Here is a 25,058-nt window from a genome sequence, read left to right as displayed (position 1 = left end):
AGCATCAACTTCAAGATTCAGATCGAGTTCCGATCGTAGCGGCGAGGCGCCAATATGGCTACAGCTGGTGATTTGCCAGACGCACAGAGCAACCCTCGGGAGCTCCATGCCTCACGCGTGAGAACCAGAGGCCCGTGGCTCTACCGGCGGGCGGCCGTTGCCTCCCTCTATCAATTCCCCTTGTCTGGAGCAGAGTTGAGCAGGACCCGCATCATGAGCAAGCCCCCGGCCCGCCGGTCGGGGCAGCAGATCCTCGCCCTGCGCGAGGACCCCGGAGGGTCCGACGACCTCTCCGTCCTCCTCGTCGATCCCGCCTACCGGAGCGGCCTCACCCTCCCCGGCGGCAGCGCCGAGCAGGACGAACTGCCCCACCTCGCGGCCCGCCGGCACCTCGAAGCCGAGACCGGCCTCGTCCTGCCCCTGCGCACCATCCTCACCATCGACTACGTGCCCGCCGCCGAGTTCCCGGAGGGCCTCAACCTGGTCTACGCGGGCGGGCTGCTCACACCCCGACAGATTGAGGCCGTCCGCCACCACCAGCCCCCGGAAGAACTCCGCGCCCTCCGCTGGGTCCCCCGTCACCAGCTCCCCGACGTCATGGCCGACGACCAGTGCCGCCGCGTCGAAGACGCCTGGGACGCCTGGGAACACGGCGACGGCATCCCCCTCCTCATCCAGGGCGTCCCCGTCCCGGTCGGCTGATCACCCCCCGACCCCACGGCAACGCCCCAGGGCCGGACCTCCACCGGTACGGTCCGGCCCCTCCTCCAGCAACACGCCCCCCGAGGTGCTCCCCCATGCTCACAACCCGCCGCCGCCACCGCACGTTCGTCGCGCGCCTCGACTCCCGCACCGAGTCCACGCCCCTGGCCCGCTACCTCCTCCGTGCCTACCTCTCCGGTCTCCCCTCCGGCGACCGCTACCGCGACACCGCCGAACTGCTCCTCGGCGAACTCTTCGCCAACGCCGTCCAGCACTCCGACGCCCCCACCGACCAGCACATCGAGGTCCGCTTCACCCTCACCCCCGACCACCTGCTGCGCCTCGAAGTCCACGACGCCGGCACCGGGCGCCCCACCGTCAACTCCCCCGGCCCCGACGCCGAGCACGGCCGAGGCCTGTTCCTCGTCAACGAACTCGCCTACCGCTGGGGTTGCGCCGCCGGCCCCGGCGGCACCGGCAAACTTGTCTGGGCCCTCGTCTCCCCCACCCTCGTCACCACCGCCTGAAAGCCCGGACCCCCATGCACCTCACCACTCTCGCCCGCCACACCCTCTCGCGCGGCGCCACCCCCGCCACCACCTACGCCCTCATCGCCCGCCTCGGCCACCAGCCCCTCCCCTGCGCCCGAGCCGTCTGCCTCGCCCTGGCCATCCCCCTCGCCGAGACCACCCGCCGCCTCGACGAGTGCTACGACGCCCTCCTCGCCAACCCCCGCCCCGGCTCCGAACACGACACCGGCGAACTCCTCGAAGCCCTCGGCGTCTTCGACATCCCCGCCCCCCTCACCGAAACCGAGTTCGCCGTCGTCAACCTGTTCCTCACCGCCGTCGACGCCATGGGCGGCATCCGCCCCGGCCACCAGCACGGCCTCAGCCGCTGGTTCACCACCGGCAACCTCACCGCCGCCTACCTCTCCCTCGCCGCCGCCCACCCCCTCCCCCGCACCGGCGACCCCGCCACCTACTGGACCACCCTCACCACCGCCGGCGAACTCCTCACCGCCACCAACCCCGACCCCCGCCTCAAGAACGCCCTCACCCACTGCCGCACCCGCGCCCGGGAAGCCACCCACGACTGAATTCCCGCCGCACAGGAAGTCGGCCCCGCCGACTTCCCACGCCACCCGCCAGCAGGCCGGGGGCTGCTGGCGCCGGCGTACGCCGCCGAGGGCCCGTAAGCGCATTGCTGACGCTCCCTCAGTTCCCCGTCCTCCGGCCGCCTTTGACTAGAGTGATCAGCATGAGCGAGACGACGATTCCGATCATGCCCTGTCGGACCATCCAGCCCGTTCTCGACTTCTATACGACCCTCGGGTTCGAGGTGACCTTCCAGCAGAAGAGCCCCAATCCGTACGCAGCCGTCCAGCGCGGCGGCATACAGCTCCACTTCTTCGGGATGAAGCACTACGAGCCGGCCGAGTCGTTCAGTACCTGCATCGTCCGGACCGATGACGTCGACGGGCTGCACGAGACCTTCCGTACCCGGCTGAAGGCGGCGTACGGGCGGGTACCGAGCCGCGGGCTGCCGCGGATCGGGCCGCTGAAGGACACGTCCCACGGTGTGCGGCAGTTCCTCATGACCGATCCGGGCGGCAACTGCATCCGCTTCGGGCAGCAGGTGAGCGACGACCAGCACCACCGCCCCGCCCCCAAGGAGACCTTCGCCCGGGCCGTGCACCACGCTTCCCTCCTCGCCGACTCCAAGGAGGACCTGACGGGCGCCGCGAAGATCATCGACCGGGCACTGCGCCTACGGGACGAGAGGCCCACGTCCGTGCAGCTGCTTCGCCTTCTCGTGCTGCGTGCCGACGTTGCCACTCGGCTCGGCGACGAGGAAGCCGCGATGTCCGCGCTCGCCGCGGCCACCGCAGTCCGCCTCACCGCGGAGGAACAGGAGTCCGTACGCGACGACCTCGACCGGCTCGCGCAGCTGCTGGGCTGAGCACCGGGAAAGCGCTGGTCACAGCCCCTCGTCGAGGACTGCGGGCAGCACGGTCGCCTCGCTGCCCGTCAGAGCGCGTGGGGACGGCGTCCCTCCGCCGCCGGCCGACCGGAACGGGCAGCGGAGGGTCCGGGAAATGGTTTGCCGACCCGGTGGCCGTGTGCCACCGTTCGGCCTGGACCGGCAGTTGATCATCGACGGCCGGTCGATGTCGACATGTCGGCAGCCTCTCGGGGATCCGCCCCGGAGGTGACGAACGATGGGAACCGGTGCCGTGGAGAGCAGTTACGAGGACGAGTGCCGCCGAGCGTTGGCCCAGGAGCAGGCGAAGAGCCTCGCCGGGACCGACAACTGGGCGCATGTGGACAGGGAGCGGGTCCACCAGGACTGGGACGTCCTGTACCGGGAGATCACGCCTTTCCTGGACGGCGGCTCCCTGCCCGGGGACGAGCAGGTCCAGGAGCTCGTCCGCAGGCACTTCGACATCGTCAGCCGGTTCTACACCCCCTCCAGGGAGGCCTACGTCGGCATGTCGCTCTTCTACGCCGAGGACGAGGCCATGAGGGCGTTCCACGATTCCTACCACCCCAAGATGGTGGAGTTCCTGGGCGCCGCGATCAGGGTGTTCGCCGAGCAGGGAAGCGGGTTCGCCCCCAGCGCCGGGGCCGGGGCCCCGGCGTAGCCGGACGCCCCGGGCCCGGACGCGCGGGCGGCCGTGAGACGAGGTGGCCGGGCTTCAGGGCCGCCCCGGGGCGAGGTTGTCGGTGACGCGCTGGAGCACGGAGACCGCGGTCGCGTACTCCTCCTCCGTGATGTCCCCGAGGAGTTCCGCACGCACCCGGTCCATGTGTTCCTTCGCCGTTGCCAGGCCCTCGCGGCCCTGTTCCGTGAGGGTCAGCAGGCCGTCCGCGCCGAGGCCGAGCCAGCCCCGGTGGACCAGCGCGTCGGCGGCGTGGACTATCACCTCGGCACCCATGCCGTAGGGCACGGCCACGGCGCGGAGCTCCTCCCTGGTGAGGCCGTGCTCGGCGCGGACGACGTTGTTCAGCGCCCACCACTGGGGCTGGGTGACGTCGATGCGTGCCAGGGCGGCTTGCGAGTGCCGCAGGATCGCCTCGGTGGCACTCCAGGCGGCCAGGGCGATGGGGCGATGGCCGAGCGTGGGGGTGCCGTTCGGGGTGCTTGTGGTCGTCATGATCGCCAGGCTAGGACCTCAAGTGCGCTTGAGGTCAAGGCTGCGGCGGTGCCGCTGGGCGACTATGCGGCGAGGTCCTGGCCTATCGCCCGCAGGACGTCAGCGAACCACACCAGGTGGTATCCCAGAGCACGATCCTCGTCGGCAAGCAGATCCTGCAGGTGCTGCCAGGACTCGGAGAGCTGCCCGATCGTCGGGTTGCCTGGCGCCTTCGCGACGTCGTACAGCTCGTCGGACGGGATCGACCAGAAGTAGTCCTTGTCCAGGGCGACGGCATCGCCGGCCGTGGCGCCTTCGACGTGACGGATCAGCACGTCGAAGGACCTGCGCAGCTCATCGAGGGACACCTGCAAGGGATCACCGGTCATGAGCACCATCCTGAGGCCTGACGACATCAAGATCTACAGCTGGAGCACCGGAGGGGCTTCGAGGAGCGGAAGTCACCGGACCTCTCCGCGTCGCTCCTCACCGCCTCGGCCACCGACCGGGGATCCGGTCCGGCCCCGACCACCGCGCACAGGAAGTCGACCCCGCCGACTTCTCACGCCCCCGGACCACCGCAGGCTGCTGCCGGGCCCGGCGGGGAAGCCGAACCGGCCGCCGGCGGCCGCCCGGGGGGCGTCGACCGCCTCCGCACCCGGTGGCCGGCTCCCCCCACCCCACCGCGGTCACCCCCGCGCGGTCCCGGGCACTGCACCGCCGCCCGCGCCCGCACGGCACTGCTTCCCGTCGTCCCGACGACTCGCCGCCCAGCGCAGGAAACGCGCTCAGGAGGCGGACGGCCCGATCTCCCCCGCGAAGACGATGAACTGGTCGATGAGGCTCCGCCGCAGATGGACGACGTCCGTGCCCGCCAGGCGGGGGCCGCCGTCGGGCGTGGTGAAGACCCACTGGTAGCGGGCCCATTCGTCGGGCATGTCCACCGCCGAGCAGCGCACCATCGTGCCGGGCCCCGCCGGGTGGTGCCGGATGTCCAGCACGAACCGCTCGACCGCCGCGATTCCCTCGCTGCGGCCCAACGGCCCCCAGAAGACCACGTCCGAGGTCAGGGCCTGGGAGAGCAGGGCGGTCACATAGCTGTCGTCCGAGGCGTTGAACGCGGAGATGAACGTGTCGATCGCGGAGCGTGCGGTCTCTTCCTGCATGCCCCAGTAATACCAGCCGTTCGCGTGCACCCGTCCCCACGAGCCGTTCGGCCCCGGCCCGCCCGACGCAGCCGCGGCGCCCGCGGACCCCGGCTGCGTGCCCCGCCGGGACGGTGCGTCAGACCACGGCGAGCCGGCCCACCATCAGCTCCGTCCTGCGCTCGGCCTCCTCCGGCGGCAGCCGTCCCGCCCTGGTCAGGGTCGCCAGGCCGTGCAGGGCCGCCCAGAACACCTCGGTGAACAGCGCCGGGTGGACGCCGTCCCCCGCGACCTCTCCGAGGCTCTCCAGCAGGGCGGCGAAGGCGTCCTTCAGCGGCTCCGGCGTGTCCTCCTGCGCGAACGCCAGTCCGCCGTCGAGCTGGAACATGGCGTCGTAGACCGCCGGGTTGCGTGCGGCGAAGTCGAGGTAGGCGCGGGCGAGGGCGGTGACCCGGGCGCGCGGACCGTCGGCGGCGGAGGCCGCCGCCCGCACCGCCGCGGCCAGCTCGGCGGCGCCTTCGAGGGCGACGGCGCCGATGATCTCGCGCTTGCCGCGGAAGTGGCTGTAGAGGACGGGCTGGCTGTACTCGATGCGCTCGGCGAGCCGGCGGGTGGTGACGGCGTCCCAGCCCTGCCGCTCGGCGAGTTCGCGGGCCGTCGCCACGATGAGGCGTTCGCGGTCCGCCCGTTCGCGTTCCTTGCGTTCCTGTACCGACATGACTCGGATCCTAGCACCGCTAGACAATCGAGCATCAGAAGGTCTAGCGTCGACACGTCAGCTGTCAACGCTAGATTTCAGGAGCGGGCCCACCATGCTCAACGCACTCCAGGTCCTCACCACCGTGGTCGTCGGCGTGATGGTGGGGGTGGAGTTCTCCGTCGCCTTCGTCATCAACCCGATCCTCAACGCCCTCCCGGAGGACAGCGCCATCCGCGGCCGCGCCCACGGGGGGCGGATGCTCGGCGCCGTGATGCCGGTCTGGTACATCACCTCGCTCGTCCTCGTCGCGGCCTGGGCCGTCGCCGGACGGCAGCACCACGACACCGGCCTCGTCATCACCTCCGGCGCACTGCTGGCCCTCAGCGTCGTCATGTCGGTCCTGCTGCTCGTCCCGATCAACAACCGGGGCAAGACGTGGACCCCCGAGAACCGGCCCGCCGACTGGAAGCAGCAGCAGAACCGCTGGGACCGCCTCCACTACGTCCGCGTCGCCGTCATCATCGCCGCCTTCACCCTGCTGGTCACCGCCCTCACCGCGTAGGCGACGCCCAGCCCCGTCCCGGAAGTCGGCCCCGCCGACTTCCTACGCGGCAGCCCGCGCCGAGCCGCGCCACACCAGCCCGCCCCGAGGCCGACTTCCCCGCACAGGAAGTCGGCCGGGTGCGGTTCCTTCGAGGTGAAGGCTGAACTGGGAAGACGCTGATCGGCCTGGGCGGGAGGCCGCTCGTCCCGACCGTGGAGGTCGAGGAGGGCGGTTGATGGGTCCGCTGTTCGAGGAGTTGGAGGCGCGTGAGGCGGCTGCCCTGGTCCGGGGCCAGGCGCTGGAAGCCGAACTTGCCGAGTTGTCGGGGATGTCGGAGGAGGCCGGGAGCGGGCTGGAGCGTCTGCGGATGCCAGCCGGAGTCGTGATCTTCGTGGCTGGAGGGTGGCTTGGTGGTGAGGGCTGCGGCCGGCCCGGGCATGGTGGCGTCGTCGGCAGAGGCGCCGGCGCAGTCGGTAGGTGAACCGCTGCGGGTTCCGCCGAAGCGGGACGTCCAGCCCAGGCCGGCGGAGAGGGGGCCGCCTCTCTACGACATCGCTGCGCCGCGTGAACTCGACCTACGGGTTTCAGAATCCGGCGGGTCCACGTCCGTGGCGGTCCGTACGCTGAACAGCATGGGGCACAACGACGTGCAACGGCTGGCCACGCTCGTTCACCTCTGCGGAAAGGACCTCCATGAGCCCCGGTACCGCCAATGCTGTCCCCACCCGTCCGGCCCGGTTCACGCTCGACCCCTCCTTCACCGTCGGCGAGGTCGACCCCCGCCTCTTCGGCTCCTTCGTCGAACACCTGGGCCGCTGCGTCTACACCGGAATCTTCGAGCCGGACCACCCCGCGGCCGATGAGGCGGGCATCCGCACGGACGTACTGGAACTGATCCGCGAGCTCGGCGTCACCACGATCCGCTACCCCGGCGGCAACTACGTCTCCGGCCACAAGTGGGAGGACTCCGTCGGACCGGTCGAGGACCGCCCCCACCGCCTCGACCTCGCCTGGCGGTCGACCGAGACCAACCGCTTCGGCCTGTCCGAGTACATCGCCTTCCTGAAGAAGATCGGCCCCCAGGCCGAGCCCATGATGGCGATCAACCTCGGCACGCGCGGCGTCGCCGAGGCCCTGGAACTCCAGGAGTACGCCAACCACCCGCAGGGCACCGCCCTGTCGGACCTGCGCCGCGCGCACGGCGACAAGGACCCCTTCGGCATCCGGCTGTGGTGCCTGGGCAACGAGATGGACGGCCACTGGCAGACCGGCCACAAGACCGCCGCGGAATACGGTCGCATCGCCGCCGAGACTGCGCGCGCCATGCGCCAGATCGACCCGTCCGTGGAACTGGTCGCCTGCGGCTCCTCCGCCCAGTGGCTGCCCACCTTCGCCGAGTGGGAGGCGACGGTGCTGCAGGAGACCTACGACCTCGTCGACTACATCTCCCTGCACGCCTACTACGAACCCCACGACGGCGACCTCGACTCCTTCCTCGCCTCCGCCGTCGACATGGAATCCGTCATCGACGACGTCGTCGCCACCTGCGACCACATAGGCGCCAGGCTCAAGTCGAGGAAGAGGATCAACCTGTCCTTCGACGAATGGAACGTCTGCTACGGCTTGGACTTGACCGGGGCGGAGAACTCCGACCCGCAGGACTGGCCGCAGGCACCCCGACTGCTGGAGAACAGCTACAGCGTCCTGGACGCCGTCGTCGTCGGCTCGCTGCTGATCGCACTGCTGCGCCACGCGGACCGGGTGCGCGTCGCGTGCTTGGCCCAGCTCGTCAACGCCATCGCGCCGATCATGACCGAGCCGGGCGGCCCGGCCTGGCGGCAGACGACGTTCTTCCCCTTCGCGCAGGCATCGCGGTACGGCCGCGGGCAGGTCCTCGACGTGCGGGTGGACTCGCCGACGTACGAGACGCAGAAGCACGGCGAGGTCGACCTGCTGCACGCCACCGCCGTGCGCGCCGAGGACGGCTCGGTCACCGTCTTCGCCGTCAACCGCAGCCGCACGCGGTCCCTTCCCCTGCACGTCACCCTGAACGGCCTCGGGTTGACGTCGGTCGTCGAGCACAGCGCCGTCGCGGACGCCGACCCCGACGCACGCAACACCCTCACCGGCCCGGACCGCGTGACCCCGCACCAGGTCTCCGGCACCACCCTGGGCGACGGCGCCCTCAGTGCCGTCCTCGAACCGCTGTCCTGGAACGTGATCCGGCTCGCCTAGCACTCCTGCCGGAGCTGTGATCCTGCTGGTGTGGGGGTGGCGGGGAGACGGCTGCGGCCACTGCTGATCATCGTCAGGTGTGTGGACTGACGACGAGGCGGTGGCCGCGGGCCGGCCACCCAGGCGCAGGAAGTCGACCCCGCCGACTTCCTGCGCAACCCCGGGGATGGGTGGGGCTGATTGCCGGCGTCCTGGTGGGGGTTCGGCTTCGCCGAGGTCCCCGGGGTGCGCGGTGCGGGAGGCCGGCACGGGGCGCCCGGGTGGTGTACCGGGCGGCCCGCGGGCGCCTGGGAAGGGAGCCCGGACGGACGGCTGGTCAGTTCTTCTTCCGCAGCACCATGAACTCGTCCTTCTTGAGCAGGTCCATGTAGTAGCGCAGTGCGCCGTCCGGCAGCATCATGATCTTGCGGTAGGTCTCCCCGTCGTCGATGCACCGCCCGCCGGGCGAGTAGCCGGTCGTCTTGGACGCGTAGGTGACCCGGCTCTCGTCGGCGTCGCTGAGCGTCCACGCGCCTTCGCACCAGGCGCCGGCCGTCGGCGTCTCGACGCGGATCCTGCTCTTCGCCTGGCTCGGCGCCGACTGGGCGATGGTGAGGGTGACGGTGGTGACGTCCCCGTTGACGGCCTTGCGCTCGCCGGTCCAGGTCCCGAGGAACTTCGCGGGGATGGTGCCCGGGCCCGGTTCGGTGGGGGACGCGCCGGGCGCGGGGCTGTCCTCGGCCGGGTCGGAGCCGTCGTCGGTCGGCTCGCTGTTCTTCGAGGCCGGGGCGGAGGGCGGCGCCGTCCTGCCCCCGGCCGGGGCGTTCTGCCCGGAGCTCGACCCGGTGGCCCGCTGGTCCTCGTCCCGCAGCCGCTCGACCAGCAGGTATCCGCCGCCGAGCAGCAGCACGCCGACCAGTACGGCCGCCAGCACGCCGTACCCCCGCCGGCCGCGGGTCCGCGGTGGGTGCGGCACGGTGGCCGGGGCGGTGAGCGGGGTGGCCGGCGGGGCCGGGGCGGTGAGCGGGGCCGGCGGCCCGAACCCGGGCGCACCGGCAGCCGTCGGCTCCGGAGCCGGCCCCGCCTCCCGCTCCCCCTCCAGGTCGAGCAGTTGCACGGCGCTGCGCCCGACCGCCGCCGCCAGCGGCGCCGGCAGCCAGTCCCCGTGCCCCAGCCGGGCGGCGGCCGCGCCGTCGCCGTCCAGCCGTTCCCGCAGCTGTCCGGGTGTCGGGCGGGCGGCCGGGTCCTTGGCCAGGCAGTCCCGGACGACGGCGCGCAGCGGGCCGTCCAGTCCGGAGAGGTCGGGTTCCTCGTGCAGGACCCGGTAGAGCAGGACGGGCACGCTGACCCCGGAGCCGAACGGCCTGGTGCCCGTCGCCGCGTAGGCGAGCACCGCGCCGAGCGAGAAGACGTCGCTGGCCGGCCCGGCGGGCAGCCCGTTCGCCTGTTCCGGGGACATGAAGCCGGGCGAGCCGAACACCTGGCCGGACTGGGTGAGCATGGTGGTGGCGTCCAGGGCGCGGGCGATGCCGAAGTCGATGAGCCGCGGCCCGTCCAGGGTCAGCAGCACGTTGGACGGTTTGACGTCCCGGTGCACCAGTCCGAGGCCGTGCACGTGGGCGAGTGCCTCGGCCAGGCCGACGCCCAGGGTCCGCACGGCGGGCTCGGGCAGCGGCCCGAACTCCCCCACGGCGGAGGTGAGTGCGGGCCCGGCGATGTAGCCGGTGGCCACCCAGGGGCGCCCGCCCTCGGTGTCCGCGTCCAGGACCGGTGCCGTCCAGGCGCCGCCGACCCGTCTGGCCGCCTCGACCTCCAGGCGGAACCGGGCCCGGAAGGCGCCGTCCCCGGCCAGGTCGGGGCGGACCACCTTGACGGCCACGGTCCGTCCGCCCGTGGTGCGCCCCAGGTAGACCCGGCCCATCCCGCCCGCGCCGAGCTGCCGCAGCAACCGGTACTCGCCCACCTGTCGCGGATCGTCCGCTGCCAGCCGCTCCATGCGCTCGTTCCCCTCCACGCCCGGCGCGACGTCCGCGCCTCACCCGCCCTGAGCTGACGGTATCGGTCCCGGACGCGGCCGCGGGCGGGATCAAGGTCACGAAATCGCCGTCGGGCCGTCACGGGACCGCCGCTAACGGAGCCGGGCGGAGCGCCCCGGCGGTACGACCCGGCGCGCCGCCGGCGCCTGAGGCCCGGTCGGGCGCCGTGTTCACCACTCATGTGAGGAATGCCGGGCACATGCCCCTCGCGGGTGACATCGGCGGACATGTCCGCCGCCCGGCCCGCCGTCTCTGCCACAGTCGCAGGCGAGCCGGGAGGCAGCGCCCCACCGTCCGGACCGGCGTACCCGGCAGGCCGTCGCAGGCGCGTCACCGGCGCACCGCGCTCGGCACCCGACCGCATCAGGAGGAAGACATGGCGAAGTTCCACACGACGGCCGCCTGCCTGTCGATGGCCGCGGGGCTCGCTCTCACCGCGCCGGCCCCGACGGCGGCCGCGGCGCCCGCGCAGAGCGGCTACGACCGGTGCGCGAGCGGCAACTTCTGCCTGTTCCAGGACGTCGGCGGGCAGGGCCGCGTGGTGGGGCTGGGCGGGCAGCGCGCCTCGCTGGGCTCGCTGGACTTCGACAACATCACGTCGTCGCTGCGCAACCGCACCGGCCGCGTCTGGTCGGTGTACACCAACGTCGACTTCGGCGGCCGGTGCCTTCCGGTCGCCGCCGACTACACGGGCGATGTGACGCAGTACAGCCTGAACGACCAGATCAGCTCCGTACGGCCCGGGGGCTGCCCCTCCTGAAGGCCGCGCGGCCCCCTCGGGGGTGCGCGCCGCAGGCCCCGGACCGTACGCGGTCCGGGGCCTGCGGCTTGATGCCGGCGGTCCGTCGGAAGCCGGCGTACGTCCCGGCCGTCGAGCGCCTGCCCGCCGGAGAGCACGGACAGCACGGACAGCAGCAGCACGGACAGCAGCACGCACAGCCCGCACAGCACGGGCGGCCGGGTTCAGTCGCCGTGCCCGGACTCGTCGTGGACGGTCAGCGCTCCGGCGAGGTCGAGGTCGGCGACGGTGCCGTTCGCCCCCGCGCGGACGAGCAGCACCGCACCGAGCGCGGTGCTCCAGAACGTCCTGGTCTCCACGTCGAGCGGGCGGCGGGCCTGCCAGCCGCGGGCGTCGAGGAGCTGGCCCACGAAGCGCTCGGACTGCCGGAACAGCAGCTGCAGGTGCCGGTCGACGACGGGGGCGAGGTCGGGCTTGGAGATCCCGGCCGCGAGTGCCCGTGCGACCGAGGGGAGCGAGGGCATGGCGAGGACGGCGCGGGCGATGTTGCGCCGGAACGCCGCCGCGTCGGGGGCTTGGCGGCCGAGGCGCTCGATCCGCCGGGCGTCGTGCAGCAGGCCGAGGAAGGCGGCGTGCACGAGCAGCGAGTCCTTGGAGCCGAAGTAGTAGGTGACCTGGTTGGGGAAGACGCCCGCCGCGTTCGCGATCTCCGCGACGCTGATCTCCGCGCCGGGCCGCTCCTCGCAGAGCCGTGCGGTCGCCTCGATCAGCTGGCGCCTCGTCGCGCGACCGCGGTCACGCGAGGACACGCCGGTCACCCGGGCCGGTGCCGACCGGGCTTCGGTTCGCTTCTTCTCCACCCCCGAATTGTATGTGATACAACTAGGCCCGTTCACTTGTATGGCATACAAGAAAGGCGGAGGGGCATGCACCGGACCGAGGTCGTCGTGACCGGACTCGGCGCGACCACACCACTGGGCGGAGACGTGGAGTCGACCTGGAAGGCCCTGCTCGCAGGCGAGTCGGGCATCCGCGGCGGCGCCCTGCGCGGCCACCAGGACGCCGGCCTGCCCGACACCGCCGCCGGGACGATGGCGGTCGACCCCGCCGGGTCGCTGCCGCCGGTGCGGGCCAGGCGGCTCGACCGCTCGCAGCAGGCGGCCCTCGTCGCGGCGGCCGAGGCCTGGGCGGACGCCGGTGCCCCGCGGGTGGACCCGGACCGGCTCGCGTCGGCGATCGGCACGGGCATCGGGGGCGTGGGGACGCTGCTGAAGGAGGACGACGCCCTGGAGGCGGCCGGGAGGCGGCGCGTCTCGCCGCGCACGGTGCCGATGCTCATGCCCAACGCGGCGGCGGCGCTGATCAGCATCGAGTACGGCGCGCGGGCCGGGTCCTACACGCCGGTCTCGGCGTGCTCCTCCGGCGCCGAGGCGATCGCCCTGGGGGCCCGGCTCATCCGCGCCGGGGAGGCCGACGTGGTCATCGCGGGCGGGACCGAGGCCGCGATCACCCCGATCACCGTCGCCGGCTTCGCCCAGGCGCAGGCGCTGTCGCGGTACACCGCCGAACCCGCCTCCGCGTCCCGGCCGTTCGCCGCGGACCGCAGCGGGTTCGTGCTCAGCGAGGGCGCCGCCGTGGTGGTGCTCGAAAGCGCCGAGCACGCCGCCCGCCGGGGCGCGCACGTCCACGCGGTGCTCGCGGGAGCCGGCATCGCCGCCGACGCCCACCACATCACGGCCCCCGCTCCGGACGGCTCCGGCCAGGTCCGCGCCATGCGCAAGGCCCTCGCGCAGGCCGGCCTGGCTCCCGGGCGGATCGGCCACGTCAACGCCCACGCCACCGGGACCCCGGCCGGCGACACCGCCGAGGCGCACGCGATCGGGGAGGTCTTCGGCCGCGCCACGGTGACGGCCCCCAAGGCGTCGCTCGGCCACCTCTTCGGCGCGGCCGGCGCGATCGAGGCGCTCATCGCCGTCCTCAGCGTGGAGCACGGCGTCATCCCGCCGACCCGCAACCTCACCGCGGCCGGCGTCGCGCCCGACATCGACCTCGACGTCGTCGCCGTGCGCCGGGACGCCCCCCAGGAGGCCGTGCTCAGCAACTCCTTCGGCTTCGGCGGGCAGAACGTCTCACTCGTCGTCACCGCCGCCCGGCCGTAGGCATCCGTACCGCATCCTGCCGTAGTCGCGGCGGTTCCGCAGCAGATCGGCCCGACCTGCGGCCCGGGGGCCCTCCGGCCGCGTGCGAAGGCGACAACCCCGGTTGCGGAGCGGTAGGTTGACGGCTGCCGACTCCGGGAAGGGTTCACCGACGTGACGATCGATCAGAGTGCCCTCGGCAGCGCGGTGAAGGCGGTCGTCGCCGCCGCCCGCGCCGAGGACGCGGCCGCGCTGTACCGGGCCGTGATGCCGCCGACGGGCACCGACACACCTCCGGCCGAGGTCACCGCCTGGTTCGGGTCGCTCGTCATCCACCTGGCGCTCACCGCGGCGAGCGCTTCGAAGCTGGAGCGGGGCTGCTCCCGGGAGGCCGTCTCGGCCTGGGTCGAAGAGGTGGAGGGCCCGCTGCCCACCCCGGCGCGGCTGCGCGCCGCGGATCCCGGCGGGATCGACCACGTCGAAGCGATGAGCGCCGCGGCGGGCTACTCCCGGTGCCGCGAGTACGCCGTCGACCTGATCGGCGTGGGGCTGATCGAGCCGGACGAGGGACCGCACGAGCGAGCCGTCGACGCCCACTGCGCGGTGACGAACGACAAGGATGCGCGGATCACCGTGATGGCGATGCTCGGGCGCCTCGCCGCCAACCCCGGCGGGCGCGGCCGGCGGTGACGGCGGCGCCGCGGGGCCGGTGGTGCCGCCGACCGGGGTGGCCTCGCGGCGGGTGACGACCGACCCGCCGGGCGGACCCGGGCCCTGGTCGGGCTCGGGGCCTGGTCCTGGTCCTACTCCTTCGGAGTGGTCCCGGCGCTTGCCCCTGCCCCAGGGGCAGGGGGCACAGTGGGCGGCGTGCAGGAGGACGTGATCACCATCGGCGAGCTCGCCGCCCGCAGCAGGCTCAGCCTCAAGGCCCTGCGGCTCTACGGCGAGCGGGGACTGCTGCCGCCCGCCCGGGTCGACCCGCGCACCGGGGTGCGCCGCTACGGCCCGGCGCAGGTCGAGCGGGCCCGGCGGATCGCGCTGCTGCGCGCCGCCGGGCTGCCGCTGGCGCGGATCGCCGCGGTGCTGGACGCGGCCGACCGGGACCCGGACGAGGGCGAAGGCGAGGGCGCGAGCGAGCAAGGCGCCGACGAGCAGAGCCCCGGCGAGCAGGGCCCCGGCGAGCAGGGCCCCGGCGAGCGGGAGCTGCTGGCGTACTGGCGGGAGCGGGAGGCCGAGCACGCGGCCCGCCGGGAGGCGGTGGGCTACGCCCGGGAGGTCCTGGCCGCAAGGAGCACCACCATGTTCGAGATCGCCGAGCGCGACGTGCCCGAGCAGTACGTCCTGTTCGTGCGCCGGCACGTGGACGCCGCCGCGCTGCCCGGCTTCCTCGCCGAGGCCGGCGAGTCGCTGCTCGGCCGGCTGCGGGAGGTGGACGCGTGCCTGTCCGGGCCGCTGTTCGCGGTGTTCCACGGCCTGGTCGGCGAGGACTGCGACGCCCTGGTCGAGGTCTGCGCCCCCACCCCGGACACCGTCGGGCCGCACGGGCCGTTCGGGGTGCGCATCGAGCCCGCGCACCGCGAGGCGTACACCGCCCTGCCCCGGCGGGGTTTCGCCGCGGCGGCCGCCGCCCACGACGCGGTCGGCGCCTGGGCCGCCGCCCGCGGGTACCGGCGGGGCGGGCCGAACCGGGAGGTGTACTACCCGGACCGGCCGACGGCCGCCGGGCAGGAGCACGTCGCGGACGTCGCCGTGCCGCTGGCCCCGGGGTGACGGCCAACCGCCCCCGGCCGTACGGATTTCTGGACTTGAGGGTCCATTTCCGGCTGCCTACCGTGCTTCCCGTTCCCCCCTTTTTCCCGCCCGGACGGGCCCGCACAGGAAGGTGTCACCCATGCACGCGATCCGGATCGAGGAGCACGGCGGCCCCGAGGTCATGCGCTGGACCGAGCTGCCGGACCCGGTCCCCGGCCCCGGCGAGGCGCTGGTGCGCCTGGGCGCCGCCGGCGTCAACTACATGGACGTCGGCGCCCGCGCCGTGGGCGGCCCGGGCTGGGCGGCGCCGGCGGTCCTGGGCGCCGAGGGCATGGGGTACGTCGTCGCGCTCGGCGAGGGGGTGGACGGGTTCGCGGCCGGCGACCGGGTGGCCTGGTTCTACCACCCGGGCAGCTACGCCGAGTTGCTCGCCGTCCCGGCCGCCTCGCTGGTCAGGGTGCCCGACGGGGTGCCGGACGAGGTCGCGGGCGGCCTGCTGATGCAGGGCCTGACCGCCGGCCACCTGAGCACCGAGGCCCACCCGATCAAGCCGGGCGACACCGCGGTGGTGCACGCGGCGGCGGGCGGGGTCGGCCGGCTGCTGACCCAGCTGGTCAAGGCGCGCGGCGGCGACGTGATCGGCCTGGTGTCCCGCGAGGAGAAGGCCGCCGTCGCGAAGGAGGCCGGCGCCGACCACGTGCTGGTCCACTCCGGCGGCGGCTTCGAGGACCGGATCCGCGAGCTGACCGGCGGGCGCGGGGCCGACGTCGTCTACGACGGCGGCGGCTCCGACACCTTCGCCTCCTCCCAGCTGTCCCTGCGCCCGCACGGCGTGCACGCCTACTACGGCCCCTTCATGGGCGTGCCCGAGCTGCGGCCCACCGACCTGCCGAACAGCATCCTGCTGACGTACCCGGTGGTGCACCACCACGTCCCCACCCGCGAGGCACTGGTACGGCGCACCGGCGAGCTGTTCGACCTCGTCCTGGCGGGCCGGCTCACCCCGCACGTCACCGGCCGCTACCCGCTGGCCGAGGCGGCCCGGGCGCACGCGGACCTGGAGTCCCGGCGCACCACCGGCAAGCTGGTGCTGCTGCCGTGAGCGCGGCGCGGGAGCACCTGCCGCCGACCCGCAAGGGCGCGGCGACCAGGCAGCGCATCGTCGAGGGCGCCGCCCGGGAGATCCGCGAGGAGGGGGTGTTCGCGCTGCGCCTGGAGGACGTGATGGCGCGCACCTCCACCAGCAAGAGCCAGCTGTTCCACTACTTCCCCGGCGGCAAGGACGAACTGCTGCTGGCCGTGGCCCGCTTCGAGGCGGCCCGGGTGCTGGAGGACCAGCAGCCCGAGCTGGGCGCGCTCACCTCCCGGCAGGCCTGGTGGCGGTGGCGCGACAAGGTCCTCGCCCGCTACCGCGCGCAGGGCGTCAGCTGCCCGCTGCACGTGGCGCTGTCCCAGCTGGGCACGGCCGCCGGCACGGGCGCCGGCGCGGGCCGGACGGTGGCCGCCGAGCTGCTGGCACAGTGGCAGCGCCGGCTCGCCGCCGGCATCCGCCACCTGCGGGACGAGGGGACGCTCGATCCCGGGCTGGACGCCGAGCGGGAGGCGGCGGCGCTGCTGGCCGGGGTGCAGGGCGGGGTGCTGATCCTCCTGACCACCGGCTCCGCCGACCACCTGGAGGCGGCCCTGGACTGCGGCCTCGCCCGGCTGGGGCTGGCGCGGCCGGCGCCCTGACGCAGAGCCGACGCCGGGCCGGCGGCGGCGCGGCCCCGGGTGACGCAGCGCGCCCGCGCCCGTACGGACGGGCACCGGCCGGGTGTGGAACGGGTCACATTTCCAGGGCAGTTGGGGGCCGCGGGTGACAAGGGTCACGCCCGGCGCGCTCTCCCGGCCGCCGACGGCGGCCGCCCCCGGCAGGACTGGGCGGGCGCCGCCCGCCCACGGGCGAAGGGCCTGTCCGCTTCGGGACCTTGGTCGTGAATCCGGTCGACCTTCGGCCCGGTGGCGCCCCCACGGGGCCGGGGCAACCGTGGACGGTCGCCCGTTGTGACCGGGCGATGGCGCCGTCCGAGGTGGGCGGCGCCTTTCCCTGCCGTCTACCCGGCGCACGGTGCGCAGTGCGTGCCGTACGCTCCGGAGGACCCCCAGCACATGTCCCAGACCATCGACAACGCCCCGTATACCGCGTTCCACCGCAGGCTGGCCCTGGCCTGTTCGGGCGGCCCGCTGCTCGACGGCTACATCCTGAGCATCGTCGGCGTCGCCCTGATCGGGATGCGTCCCGACCTGGGGCTGTCCACCGCCGAGGTCAGCCTGATCGGCGCCGCCGCCCTGGTCGGAATGTTCGTCGGCGGCGCGCTCTTCGGCGTGCTGACCGACCGGATCGGCCGGGAGGTGATGTACACCGCCGACCTGCTCGTGATGGTCGCCTGCTCGGTGCTCTCCTTCTGGGTGGACGCGGTGTGGGCGATCGCCGTGCTGCGCTTCGTGCTCGGCATGGCCGTGGCCGCCGACTACCCCATCGCCACCTCGCTGCTCGCCGAGTGGCTGCCCGCCAAGCAGCGCGGCCGGCTGCTGGGGCAGCAGATCGTCGCCTGGTACGCCGGCTCCGTGCTCGCCTACGTGGTGGGCTACCTGTTCCTGGAGCTGGCCGGCCCGGGCAGCTGGCGCTGGATGCTGGCGAGTTCCACCGTGCTGTGCGTGGTGTTCCTGGTGATCCGGCGCGGCTCGCCGGAGTCGCCGCGCTGGCTGGCCGCCAACGGGCGGGTCGGCGACGCGGTGCGCGTGGTCGAGAAGCACCTCGGGGTCCGGGTCGACGGCCGGGAGCTGATGCCCGATCCGGCCGAGCGCGGCCGCCCCGCCGGACTGCGCCTGCTGATGACCCAGCCCTACCGGCGCCGCACCCTGTTCTGCGGCCTGTTCTTCCTGTGCCAGGTCGGCCCGCTGTTCGCGATGCTCACCTTCGGCCCGCAGATCCTCTCCTCCTTCGGCATGCCGGGCGGCACCGTGATGGAGACCCTCGGCACCGGTCTGATCAGCCTGGTCTTCCTGCTCGGCTGCTACCCGGCGCTGCGTCTGATCGACACCCGCGGCCGGCGGCCCGTCATCATCTGGTCGTTCGCGCTGATGACCGTCCCGCTGGCGCTGCTGGGCGTGTGGCCCACCGCCCCGGCGGCGGTGGCGCTGCTGGCGCTGTGCGCGTACGCCTTCCTGTGCGGCGGGCCGAACGTGCTCGACTGGACGTACCCCAACGAGCTGTTCCCGACCGAGATCCGGGCCACCGCCGTGGGCGTGGCCACCTCGGTCAGCCGGATCGGCGCGGCCGTCGGCACCTACCTGCTGCCGCTGTCGCTGACCGGGCTCGGCACCGGCCCGACCATGCTGATCGCCGCCGGGACCACCGCCCTCGGCCTGCTGGTCTGCGTCATGTGGGCCGAGGAGACCCGGGGCACCGCCCTCGGCGCCTCCCCGGCGGCCGCCTCCGCCGCCCCGCGTGCCACCCACGGCGCCGTCCCGGCCCAGCGGGTCCCGCAGACGGCGCGCTGACGGGCGCTTCGTGTACGGCGCTTCGCCTCGCGTGTCGACGGCGCCGCCCGGTTCCCCCGGGCGGCGCCGTCCGGCGTTGCGGGGGCGTCGACTCCCGCGCGCTGCAGGGTGTTCGCCCTTCGCGGCGCTCCCCGGCGGCGCACGTTCCCGACTCCGTGAGGACGGGCACGGGGCGGCCGTTGCCGCAGCCGAAGCCCGCGTAGGCGTGGCACGGGGCCCGGGACGGCGGTGCGGTCAGTACGGTGCCGGTGGGCGGGTGTCTCGGGCTCGGCGGCCGGGGCCGACGGGTTTTCCGCCGCCCCGGAGTACCGCCCCGTCAGGCCAGGTCGCCGCGTTCGCGCAGCAGGGGCAGGAGGTGGTCGCGGACGGCGGGGGCCAGGCGCAGGGTGTCGTCGCGGCCGTCGGTCCAGCGCAGGTCGGCGAGTTCGGCGGCGGGGGCGGGCTCGCGGTCGAGGCCGGCGGTGAAGACGGTCATCAGCATGGGCACGTCTTCGAGGGCGGCGGTGGCGCGGATGTCGGTGAGGTGGCGGGGGTCGACCGGGGCCACGCCGAGTTCCTCGCCCAGTTCGCGGGCCAGTGCCCGGAGGGCGTCCTCGCCGGGGTCGGGCTTGCCGCCGGGGAGGTAGTAGACGTCGGGGGCGGCCTGCTTGCTGACGACCAGGAGCCGGCCGTCCCGGACGATCGCGGCGGCGGCGACGGTGAGGGGGGCGGTCGGGGTGGTCGGGGTGCCGGCGGCTGCGGGATCGATCACGGAAGGGATTGTCGCAGGTGGGAGGGCGGGCCGACGGAGCACCCTTGCGAATGCCTGCGCGCGCAACTATTGTTTGTGAATGTAAATGCAGCTGCAAAAGTTGCATGCTCACTCACCCTTTCGCCCGGCGCCAGCCGACCCCACCGGGAGTCCGACCGACATGAGCACCTCTCTCTTCGCGCCCCTCACCCTGCGGGCCCTGACCGTCTCCAACCGGATCTGGATGCCGGCGATGTGCCAGTACAGCGCCGCCCCGGACGGGGAGGCGGCCGGCGTCCCGACCGACTGGCACTTCGCCCACCTCGCGGCCCGCGCCGCCGGCGGCACCGGGCTGATCATCACGGAGGCCACCGCGGTCAGCCCCGAGGGGCGCATCAGCCCGTACGACCTCGGCATCTGGAACGACGAGCAGGCCGCGGCCTTCCGCCGGATCACCTCCTTCCTGAAGAGCCAGGGCACCGTGCCGGCGATCCAGCTCGCCCACGCCGGCCGCAAGGCCTCCACCGAGCGGACCTGGGTCGACCGCGGGCGCCCCGTCGCCCCGGACGAGGAGCACGGCTGGACCCCGGTCGGCCCCAGCGCCGAGGCCTTCTCCCCCGCCCACGCCACGCCCGACGAGCTGACCGAGGAGCAGATCGGCGAGATCGTGCGGCAGTTCGCCGACGCCGCCCGGCGTGCGCTCGACGCCGGCTTCCAGGTCGCCGAGGTCCACGGCGCCCACGGCTACCTGGTCCACCAGTTCCTCTCCCCCGCGTCCAACCACCGCACCGACGGCTACGGCGGCTCCTTCGAGGGCCGCGTCCGCTTCGCGCTGGAGGTCGTCGACGCCGTCCGCTCGGTGTGGCCCGAGGACCTGCCGGTCTTCTTCCGCGTCTCCGCGACCGACTGGCTCACCGAGGACCCGCAGGACGGCCGCGAGGGGTGGACCTCCGAGGACACCGTGCGCCTCGCCAAGGAGCTCCAGGCCCACGGCGTCGACCTGCTCGACGTCTCCACCGGCGGCGTCGTGCCCGACGCCCGGATCGAGGCCGCGCCCGGCTTCCAGGTGCCCTTCGCCGAGGCCGTGCGCCGCGAGACCGACCTGCCGGTGGCCGCCGTCGGCCTGATCACCGACGCCGCCCAGGCCCAGGCCGTGCTCGCCGAGGGCCGCGCCGACGCCGTCCTGATCGGCCGTGAACTGCTGCGCGACCCCTACTGGGCCCGCCACGCGGCCGCCGAACTCGGCGGCGAGGTCACCACCCCCGTCCAGTACCACCGCGCCTGACCCCCGCGGGCGCCCGTACGGGGGCGGGGAGCCGGGTGGCCGGCTCCCCGCCCTGCGGGCGGCCCGACCACCCGGTCGGGCCGTTCGCCGACGAGCTCCACGCCCGCCACCGGGCCGTCCCGCGCATCGCGGTCGAGGCCCACTGCGTCCAGGCCCTCACCGGGATCGTCCGGCGCACCACGACCTCGTCCGCACCCGCCGGTACGCGTCCGCACCGCAGGGCCCGCACCGCAGGGCCCGCACCGCCTGGGCGGCGAAGCCGTCCGGAGGTCAGCGCCGGCCGGCGCCGGTGAGGGCCGGTCAGTACCGGCCGGCGCCGGTGGGGACCGGTCAGTGCCAGCCGGTGCACGACCAGGTGCCGCCGGCTCCGTCGTACTGCTCGACGCAGGCGCGGTAGGCGTTCCCGTTGCCGACCATGGCGGTGTACGCCTGGCGGTCGGGCGAGGCGTTCGCGAGGTACGAGTCCCCGTCCCTGATCTGGATCTTGAACCGCCAGTTGGAGTTGGCCGCCTGGATGCGGGCGAAGGCCGCGCTGCACCCCGTGGAGTTCTGCAGCTCGACCTCGGGACCGCCGCCGGCCGGCGTCACCCTGTCGATCGTCCGGGCGCTGGACCTGCAGCCGGTGGAGCCCGGGTCCTTGCCCGTACAGCCCGACCCGCTGCAGCCCGCGGCCCGGGCCGCTCCCGCCGGCAGCAGCGACACCAGGACCAGCCCCGCCACGGCGGCGCCGAGAGCGTGCTTGAGCATGCGCACTCCTCCTTCAGATCTCGTGAACCGGTGCCGGGCCCGCGCCACTCCCACCACCCACGCCGCGCAACCCGTGCAACCCGTGCAACCCGTGCCCCACGGCCTTCCCGCCGGGTGGCGCCGGCAGCCGCCGCCCGGTGCGGCGCTCGTGGCGCACCGCCCGCTCGCGGGAGGCGTCCTGATGCGGGGCCACCCCTTCGGGTGGTTTGGGCACAGGAAATCCTTCGGCCCGGACAGGGCGCAGTGATGCCATTTCAGGGGGGTTGGACCGCAGATCTTCCTGCGAAGGCGGGGCGGCGTGGCGGACTTGAGTTCGAGTGCACTCCAAGTCCTACGGTTCTGCCGTGGTTCGGGCCGCCGGTGGTCGGCGGCCGGGAGACGGGACAGGAGCAGCGCAGATGAGCAGGTCCGCGAACGAGGCCGAGGTCCGCCGGGAGCGCTTCACGCACGGTCTGGAGGTGCTCGACCGCATCGACGGCGAGGCCGGGCGGCGGGTGGTGGACTCCCTGGGGGACATCAGCCCCGAGCTCGGGCACCAGATCGTGGCCTGGGGCTTCGGGGAGGTCTACAGCCGCCCCGGGCTGCCGCCGCGCGATCGGCAGCTGGTCACCCTGGGCATGCTCACCGCGCTCGGCGGGTGCGAGCCGCAGCTGGAGGTCCACGTCAACGCCTCGCTGAACGTCGGGCTGACGCCGCAGGAGATCGTCGAGGCGCTGCTGCACTCCGCCGCCTACTGCGGTTTCCCCAAGGCCCTCAACGCCACCTTCGTCGCCAAGAAGGTGTTCGGCGAGCGCGGCCTGCTGCCGGTCACGGCGGACGGGCCGACGGACCGGCCCGAGGACCGGTCGGCCGACTGACCGCCCGCCCCGCTGGCCGGCTGACCGGGCGGCCGGACGGACGGCCCGGTGGTGCGGGCCCGGGTGCGGCGGGGCCGCCCCTGGCCGGCCCTGCTGGAACAGGGCAGGCCGGATCCCCTGGATGGTGTCGAGTGGCAACGGCCGGGGAGACCGCGTTCGTCGGACGGGGGTGGGCGTCTTCCGGCGCCCGGCCGGCTTCCCGCCGCCCCCGTCGTCGTGCCGATTGCCGCGCCGAGCCCCGGCACCTCCGGCTCCGGGCCCGGGGCGGGGCTTGTGCGGGGACGCACCCCGCCGACAGCCACCAAGACTGGCGTTTTTCGCGCCCCCGTGGCAAGCCCGAAAGGGTGCGCGAGGTCGGACGCGGCGGGCCGCCGGGGCCCGCAGGTGGGAGCGGGCGGCGGGTGCGAGCTGCGGGTTCGTCCTGACGGTTTCTCAACTTCGAGTGGGACAAAGCGAGAAACGGCGCCGTAAAGCGGTGGACCGCCGCCGTGGCCCACGGCAACCCTATACGTGGGCGTCCAGCCCGACCGGCCCTGGAAGGCCGGGCGGGCGCACGAGGACCCCGGTCGAGTGGCAACCCCCCGCAACCCAGCGAAGCGGAGACCGCATGGAACAGCAGTACACCCCGGCCGCGCACGCGGCGTGCGTCGAGATCCGGACGGCACCCGGCACCGGGGTGCCGGTCCCGGCCACCGTGCTCGTGGTCGTCGTCCTCCTCCTCACCAGCGCCCTGACCGCCTCCGGCACCCCCGCCCGCACCGCCGTCGCCACCCTGGCCGCCGCCGGACTGCTCGGCACGGAGCTGGCCCGCCGCCTGGCCGAGGCGCTCACCGCCCACCGGGCCCGCTAGGCGGCCGCCGGTGGGGCGCCTGAACAGCGCCCTGGCTGAGCGGGACAAGGAGGTCCGGACGCTCGCGCAGTGGCTGCGCGGGCTGCGCGAGCGCTCCGGCCTCACCTACAGCCAGATGGCGCACAAGACCGCCGGGTTCACCCAGCCCGTCTCCCTCGCCACCCTCTCCCGCGCGGACGAGGGCCGCACCGTGCCGACCTGGCCGGTCACCGAGGCCTACACCCGGGCCTGCGGCGGCTCGGTGCGCACCGCCGAGCGGCTGTGGCTGCGCGCCGACGCCAACCGGCCCGGGCGGCGCACCGGCAAGAGGCTGCCGGGCCCACCACCCGCACCCGGCGCGGGCCGGGCCCTGCGCTACGTCACGGAGCGCTCCGAACTGCTCCTCGCCATGCGGCGGCTGCGGCTGCGCGCCGGCAGCCCGTCCCTGCGCGAACTGGAGACCCGCGCGGTACGGGCCGCCGTGAGCCACCTGCCGCGCAGCACCCTGCACGGGGTGCTGGCGGGCGAACGGGACTGCACCGAGCGCGTCCTCGTCGAGTTCGTCCGGGCCTGCGGAGCCGGCCCGGCGGAGGAGGCCGAGTGGATCGCCGCCCTGCACCGCACCCGCACCGCACCGCCCCCCGACATCCGCCGCCAACTCGCCGACGCCCACGCCGAGATCCACCGCCTACGCCACGCCCTCGACCACCGCCCCTCCCCGGCACTCCCTGACGCCCCCCGGTGTGCGGTGGAAGACTGAGGCCGAAGCGCAGAACCGCACAGAGGATCCAGACGCCCATGCCGAACCCACTCGACGCTCCGGACGCGGTGTCAGGCGCGGCTGAACCGCTCGAGGAACTGCTCGACGACTGCAACTGGGGGGTGTCGTCCGTACAGCTGCTCCACGTGGTCCCCGTGGCCGGGGTGACACCCGGTCATGACCGGCTGAAGGATCTCGCTCAGGCCGTGTGCCACCCGGGGGCCCGTGGACAGCACGGAGGAATGTCGGTCGTGCCGTTCGAGTCGCCGGGGGCCTGGCGGGACGTATTCCGCCGACAGGTGACCGACGGGTTCATGCACTCCGCCCACAGGTTCCCGGACCCCGACGTGCGCACGCCCGCCGAGATCCGGGGGGCCGGCGAACTCGCCGACAGCGTCGCCGACCTCATCGAAGCGCACCTGGGGCCCGTCCGAAGCGCCGGTGACGTCAACGGCCCGTACCTGGTCGACGACATATGGTGCCGCAACCTGCTGTTGGTCACCGACAACTGGGCCACCATCCTGCACCTCGGCTTCTCCGACTGACCGAGCACCTCCCCGTCGACTGCGGCCGCCGCCTCAACGGCTCTCATCGCCCACAACTCCTGACAAGTGCTCCGACACTTCCGGCGACGAGGCGCGGGGCCCACACGCACGCTGGAGCACGAAGTCGGCGGATCCGACTTCCCGCGCCGCAGCGGGCAGTTGGACCTCCACCGACAACACTCCGCACTCACACCAGGGCGGCGTGGGAAGTCGACCGGCTCGACTTCCCACGCCGAGTAGGCAGAACCCCATCGAAGGCGTGCAGCGCTCCCCCGGAGACTGGAGTGGAAAGTCGGCGGATCCGACTTCCCGTACCGCAGCGGCAACCATGGGCGAAGACGGAGCAGAAAGCCGCCCCACCCAACTTCCCGCACCACCACCCGACAGGCCGCTACTGCCGCACCCCCAATGTCCGGCACCCGTGCGCAGCGGAGCAGAAAGCCGGCCGGGCCGACGACACCTCCGGCGCAAGAGGTGCGCGGCGCGCGCGGAGCTTGGAGCAGGAAGTCGGTGGATCCGACTTCGCGCGCCGCAGCGGGCAGTTGGGCCTCCACCGGCAACACTCCGCACTCACACCAGGGCGGCGGGGGGGGGGGGGGCGGGGGGCGGGGCCGCCCCCCCCCCCCGGGCGCCCCCCCCCAAAACGGAGGGGCCGA

27 protein-coding genes are annotated in these 25,058 nt (G+C 73.9%); 19 read left to right on the top strand and 8 right to left on the bottom strand.

What is annotated here, in order from left to right:
• Positions 1-213: 213 nt before the first annotated feature.
• From ACIQI7_RS20385 to ACIQI7_RS20365, 5 genes are all read left to right on the top strand, one after another.
• Entirely contained in the window at positions 214-702 is a 489-nt protein-coding gene (locus tag ACIQI7_RS20385; RefSeq protein ID WP_401111814.1) for an NUDIX domain-containing protein, read from the top strand.
• A gap of 95 nt (positions 703-797) precedes the next feature.
• A complete protein-coding gene (locus tag ACIQI7_RS20380) occupies positions 798-1,229 on the top strand; it encodes an ATP-binding protein (RefSeq protein ID WP_401111812.1) in 432 nt (143 codons plus the stop codon).
• A gap of 14 nt (positions 1,230-1,243) precedes the next feature.
• Entirely contained in the window at positions 1,244-1,801 is a 558-nt protein-coding gene (locus ACIQI7_RS20375) for a hypothetical protein (protein ID WP_387754317.1), read from the top strand.
• Between the two features lie 161 nt (positions 1,802-1,962).
• A complete protein-coding gene (locus tag ACIQI7_RS20370) occupies positions 1,963-2,664 on the top strand; it encodes a bleomycin resistance protein (RefSeq protein ID WP_401111808.1) in 702 nt (233 codons plus the stop codon).
• A 259-nt stretch (positions 2,665-2,923) separates the two neighbouring features.
• A complete protein-coding gene (locus tag ACIQI7_RS20365) occupies positions 2,924-3,346 on the top strand; it encodes a TipAS antibiotic-recognition domain-containing protein (RefSeq protein ID WP_401111805.1) in 423 nt (140 codons plus the stop codon).
• Between the two features lie 54 nt (positions 3,347-3,400).
• Here ACIQI7_RS20365 and ACIQI7_RS20360 read toward each other — a convergent pair whose 3' ends face one another.
• The 4 genes from ACIQI7_RS20360 to ACIQI7_RS20345 all read right to left on the bottom strand — a co-directional run bounded on the left by ACIQI7_RS20360 (position 3,401) and on the right by ACIQI7_RS20345 (position 5,701).
• A complete protein-coding gene (locus tag ACIQI7_RS20360) occupies positions 3,401-3,859 on the bottom strand; it encodes a MarR family winged helix-turn-helix transcriptional regulator (RefSeq protein ID WP_401111802.1) in 459 nt (152 codons plus the stop codon).
• A gap of 62 nt (positions 3,860-3,921) precedes the next feature.
• Positions 3,922-4,227, bottom strand: coding sequence for a hypothetical protein (locus ACIQI7_RS20355; protein WP_401111800.1), 306 nt, complete (start codon positions 4,225-4,227; stop codon positions 3,922-3,924).
• Between the two features lie 399 nt (positions 4,228-4,626).
• Positions 4,627-5,004 (bottom strand): nuclear transport factor 2 family protein, encoded by a 378-nt coding sequence (locus ACIQI7_RS20350; RefSeq protein ID WP_387754307.1) that lies wholly within the window; start codon positions 5,002-5,004, stop codon positions 4,627-4,629.
• A 118-nt stretch (positions 5,005-5,122) separates the two neighbouring features.
• Positions 5,123-5,701, bottom strand: a complete 579-nt coding sequence (locus tag ACIQI7_RS20345) for a TetR/AcrR family transcriptional regulator (RefSeq protein ID WP_401111796.1) — start codon at positions 5,699-5,701, stop codon at positions 5,123-5,125.
• A gap of 94 nt (positions 5,702-5,795) precedes the next feature.
• On the opposite strand from ACIQI7_RS20345, the gene ACIQI7_RS20340 reads away from it, so the two are divergent.
• Entirely contained in the window at positions 5,796-6,245 is a 450-nt protein-coding gene (locus ACIQI7_RS20340; RefSeq protein WP_401111794.1) for an anthrone oxygenase family protein, read from the top strand.
• Positions 6,246-6,920: 675 nt separating this feature from the next.
• Positions 6,921-8,462: an alpha-N-arabinofuranosidase gene (locus ACIQI7_RS20335; protein WP_401111791.1), complete on the top strand. Its 1,542-nt coding sequence runs from the start codon at positions 6,921-6,923 to the stop codon at positions 8,460-8,462.
• Between the two features lie 316 nt (positions 8,463-8,778).
• Here ACIQI7_RS20335 and ACIQI7_RS20330 read toward each other — a convergent pair whose 3' ends face one another.
• Positions 8,779-10,437 carry a serine/threonine-protein kinase gene (locus ACIQI7_RS20330; RefSeq protein ID WP_401111789.1) on the bottom strand — a complete coding sequence of 553 codons (1,659 nt, stop codon included), beginning with the start codon at positions 10,435-10,437 and terminating at the stop codon, positions 8,779-8,781.
• A 416-nt stretch (positions 10,438-10,853) separates the two neighbouring features.
• Between ACIQI7_RS20330 and ACIQI7_RS20325 the strand changes: the two genes are divergently transcribed.
• Entirely contained in the window at positions 10,854-11,237 is a 384-nt protein-coding gene (locus tag ACIQI7_RS20325) for a peptidase inhibitor family I36 protein (protein WP_401111786.1), read from the top strand.
• A 203-nt stretch (positions 11,238-11,440) separates the two neighbouring features.
• On the opposite strand, the gene ACIQI7_RS20320 is transcribed toward ACIQI7_RS20325, so the two are convergent.
• Positions 11,441-12,076, bottom strand: coding sequence for a TetR/AcrR family transcriptional regulator C-terminal domain-containing protein (locus ACIQI7_RS20320; RefSeq protein ID WP_401111784.1), 636 nt, complete (start codon positions 12,074-12,076; stop codon positions 11,441-11,443).
• A gap of 66 nt (positions 12,077-12,142) precedes the next feature.
• Between ACIQI7_RS20320 and ACIQI7_RS20315 the strand changes: the two genes are divergently transcribed.
• The 6 genes from ACIQI7_RS20315 (at position 12,143) to ACIQI7_RS20290 (ending at position 18,649) form a co-directional block, all read left to right on the top strand.
• On the top strand, positions 12,143-13,375 hold the full coding sequence (locus tag ACIQI7_RS20315; RefSeq protein ID WP_401111782.1) for a beta-ketoacyl-[acyl-carrier-protein] synthase family protein: 1,233 nt from the start codon (positions 12,143-12,145) through the stop codon (positions 13,373-13,375).
• Positions 13,376-13,528: 153 nt separating this feature from the next.
• Positions 13,529-14,044, top strand: a complete 516-nt coding sequence (locus ACIQI7_RS20310) for a hypothetical protein (RefSeq protein WP_401111779.1) — start codon at positions 13,529-13,531, stop codon at positions 14,042-14,044.
• Between the two features lie 177 nt (positions 14,045-14,221).
• Positions 14,222-15,124: a MerR family transcriptional regulator gene (locus tag ACIQI7_RS20305; RefSeq protein WP_401111776.1), complete on the top strand. Its 903-nt coding sequence runs from the start codon at positions 14,222-14,224 to the stop codon at positions 15,122-15,124.
• A gap of 121 nt (positions 15,125-15,245) precedes the next feature.
• Positions 15,246-16,208, top strand: a complete 963-nt coding sequence (locus ACIQI7_RS20300; RefSeq protein ID WP_401111773.1) for a quinone oxidoreductase family protein — start codon at positions 15,246-15,248, stop codon at positions 16,206-16,208.
• 17 nt (positions 16,209-16,225) lie between these two features.
• The gene (locus tag ACIQI7_RS20295; protein WP_401112448.1) at positions 16,226-16,837 is read left to right on the top strand and encodes a TetR/AcrR family transcriptional regulator; all 612 of its coding nucleotides are present in this window, start codon (positions 16,226-16,228) and stop codon (positions 16,835-16,837) included.
• Positions 16,838-17,254: 417 nt separating this feature from the next.
• Complete coding sequence (locus ACIQI7_RS20290; RefSeq protein WP_387754283.1) at positions 17,255-18,649, top strand: MFS transporter; 1,395 nt, start codon at positions 17,255-17,257, stop codon at positions 18,647-18,649.
• 316 nt (positions 18,650-18,965) lie between these two features.
• Here ACIQI7_RS20290 and ACIQI7_RS20285 read toward each other — a convergent pair whose 3' ends face one another.
• Complete coding sequence (locus tag ACIQI7_RS20285; protein ID WP_401111770.1) at positions 18,966-19,400, bottom strand: NUDIX domain-containing protein; 435 nt, start codon at positions 19,398-19,400, stop codon at positions 18,966-18,968.
• Positions 19,401-19,560: 160 nt separating this feature from the next.
• Between ACIQI7_RS20285 and ACIQI7_RS20280 the strand changes: the two genes are divergently transcribed.
• A complete protein-coding gene (locus ACIQI7_RS20280) occupies positions 19,561-20,664 on the top strand; it encodes an NADH:flavin oxidoreductase/NADH oxidase (protein ID WP_401111768.1) in 1,104 nt (367 codons plus the stop codon).
• 330 nt (positions 20,665-20,994) lie between these two features.
• Here the strand turns inward: ACIQI7_RS20280 and ACIQI7_RS20275 are convergent, their stop codons facing one another.
• A complete protein-coding gene (locus ACIQI7_RS20275) occupies positions 20,995-21,411 on the bottom strand; it encodes a DUF2690 domain-containing protein (protein ID WP_401111766.1) in 417 nt (138 codons plus the stop codon).
• A gap of 398 nt (positions 21,412-21,809) precedes the next feature.
• Here ACIQI7_RS20275 and ACIQI7_RS20270 point away from each other — a divergent pair, with 398 nt between their 5' ends.
• The 4 genes from ACIQI7_RS20270 to ACIQI7_RS20255 all read left to right on the top strand — a co-directional run bounded on the left by ACIQI7_RS20270 (position 21,810) and on the right by ACIQI7_RS20255 (position 24,402).
• Positions 21,810-22,268, top strand: a complete 459-nt coding sequence (locus ACIQI7_RS20270; RefSeq protein WP_401111763.1) for a carboxymuconolactone decarboxylase family protein — start codon at positions 21,810-21,812, stop codon at positions 22,266-22,268.
• 607 nt (positions 22,269-22,875) lie between these two features.
• Positions 22,876-23,118 carry a hypothetical protein gene (locus ACIQI7_RS20265; protein ID WP_401111761.1) on the top strand — a complete coding sequence of 81 codons (243 nt, stop codon included), beginning with the start codon at positions 22,876-22,878 and terminating at the stop codon, positions 23,116-23,118.
• 10 nt (positions 23,119-23,128) lie between these two features.
• Positions 23,129-23,857: a helix-turn-helix domain-containing protein gene (locus tag ACIQI7_RS20260; protein WP_401111759.1), complete on the top strand. Its 729-nt coding sequence runs from the start codon at positions 23,129-23,131 to the stop codon at positions 23,855-23,857.
• 251 nt (positions 23,858-24,108) lie between these two features.
• Positions 24,109-24,402 carry a hypothetical protein gene (locus tag ACIQI7_RS20255; protein WP_401111756.1) on the top strand — a complete coding sequence of 98 codons (294 nt, stop codon included), beginning with the start codon at positions 24,109-24,111 and terminating at the stop codon, positions 24,400-24,402.
• Positions 24,403-25,058: the final 656 nt, after the last annotated feature.

It is taken from the genome of Kitasatospora sp. NPDC092039 (assembly GCF_044756065.1).
GTDB lineage: Bacteria > Actinomycetota > Actinomycetes > Streptomycetales > Streptomycetaceae > Kitasatospora.
This window is presented reverse-complemented; position numbering and strand designations above follow the sequence as displayed.

Coding starts and splice junctions, on each gene's coding strand:
- ACIQI7_RS20385 (WP_401111814.1), top strand. CDS start 214: ATGAGCAAGCCCCCGGCCCGCCGGTCGGGGCAGCAGATCCTCGCCCTG.
- ACIQI7_RS20380 (WP_401111812.1), top strand. CDS start 798: ATGCTCACAACCCGCCGCCGCCACCGCACGTTCGTCGCGCGCCTCGAC.
- ACIQI7_RS20375 (WP_387754317.1), top strand. CDS start 1,244: ATGCACCTCACCACTCTCGCCCGCCACACCCTCTCGCGCGGCGCCACC.
- ACIQI7_RS20370 (WP_401111808.1), top strand. CDS start 1,963: ATGAGCGAGACGACGATTCCGATCATGCCCTGTCGGACCATCCAGCCC.
- ACIQI7_RS20365 (WP_401111805.1), top strand. CDS start 2,924: ATGGGAACCGGTGCCGTGGAGAGCAGTTACGAGGACGAGTGCCGCCGA.
- ACIQI7_RS20360 (WP_401111802.1), bottom strand. CDS start 3,859: ATGACGACCACAAGCACCCCGAACGGCACCCCCACGCTCGGCCATCGC.
- ACIQI7_RS20355 (WP_401111800.1), bottom strand. CDS start 4,227: ATGACCGGTGATCCCTTGCAGGTGTCCCTCGATGAGCTGCGCAGGTCC.
- ACIQI7_RS20350 (WP_387754307.1), bottom strand. CDS start 5,004: ATGCAGGAAGAGACCGCACGCTCCGCGATCGACACGTTCATCTCCGCG.
- ACIQI7_RS20345 (WP_401111796.1), bottom strand. CDS start 5,701: ATGTCGGTACAGGAACGCAAGGAACGCGAACGGGCGGACCGCGAACGC.
- ACIQI7_RS20340 (WP_401111794.1), top strand. CDS start 5,796: ATGCTCAACGCACTCCAGGTCCTCACCACCGTGGTCGTCGGCGTGATG.
- ACIQI7_RS20335 (WP_401111791.1), top strand. CDS start 6,921: ATGAGCCCCGGTACCGCCAATGCTGTCCCCACCCGTCCGGCCCGGTTC.
- ACIQI7_RS20330 (WP_401111789.1), bottom strand. CDS start 10,437: ATGGAGCGGCTGGCAGCGGACGATCCGCGACAGGTGGGCGAGTACCGG.
- ACIQI7_RS20325 (WP_401111786.1), top strand. CDS start 10,854: ATGGCGAAGTTCCACACGACGGCCGCCTGCCTGTCGATGGCCGCGGGG.
- ACIQI7_RS20315 (WP_401111782.1), top strand. CDS start 12,143: ATGCACCGGACCGAGGTCGTCGTGACCGGACTCGGCGCGACCACACCA.
- ACIQI7_RS20300 (WP_401111773.1), top strand. CDS start 15,246: ATGCACGCGATCCGGATCGAGGAGCACGGCGGCCCCGAGGTCATGCGC.
- ACIQI7_RS20290 (WP_387754283.1), top strand. CDS start 17,255: ATGTCCCAGACCATCGACAACGCCCCGTATACCGCGTTCCACCGCAGG.
- ACIQI7_RS20280 (WP_401111768.1), top strand. CDS start 19,561: ATGAGCACCTCTCTCTTCGCGCCCCTCACCCTGCGGGCCCTGACCGTC.
- ACIQI7_RS20275 (WP_401111766.1), bottom strand. CDS start 21,411: ATGCTCAAGCACGCTCTCGGCGCCGCCGTGGCGGGGCTGGTCCTGGTG.
- ACIQI7_RS20270 (WP_401111763.1), top strand. CDS start 21,810: ATGAGCAGGTCCGCGAACGAGGCCGAGGTCCGCCGGGAGCGCTTCACG.
- ACIQI7_RS20265 (WP_401111761.1), top strand. CDS start 22,876: ATGGAACAGCAGTACACCCCGGCCGCGCACGCGGCGTGCGTCGAGATC.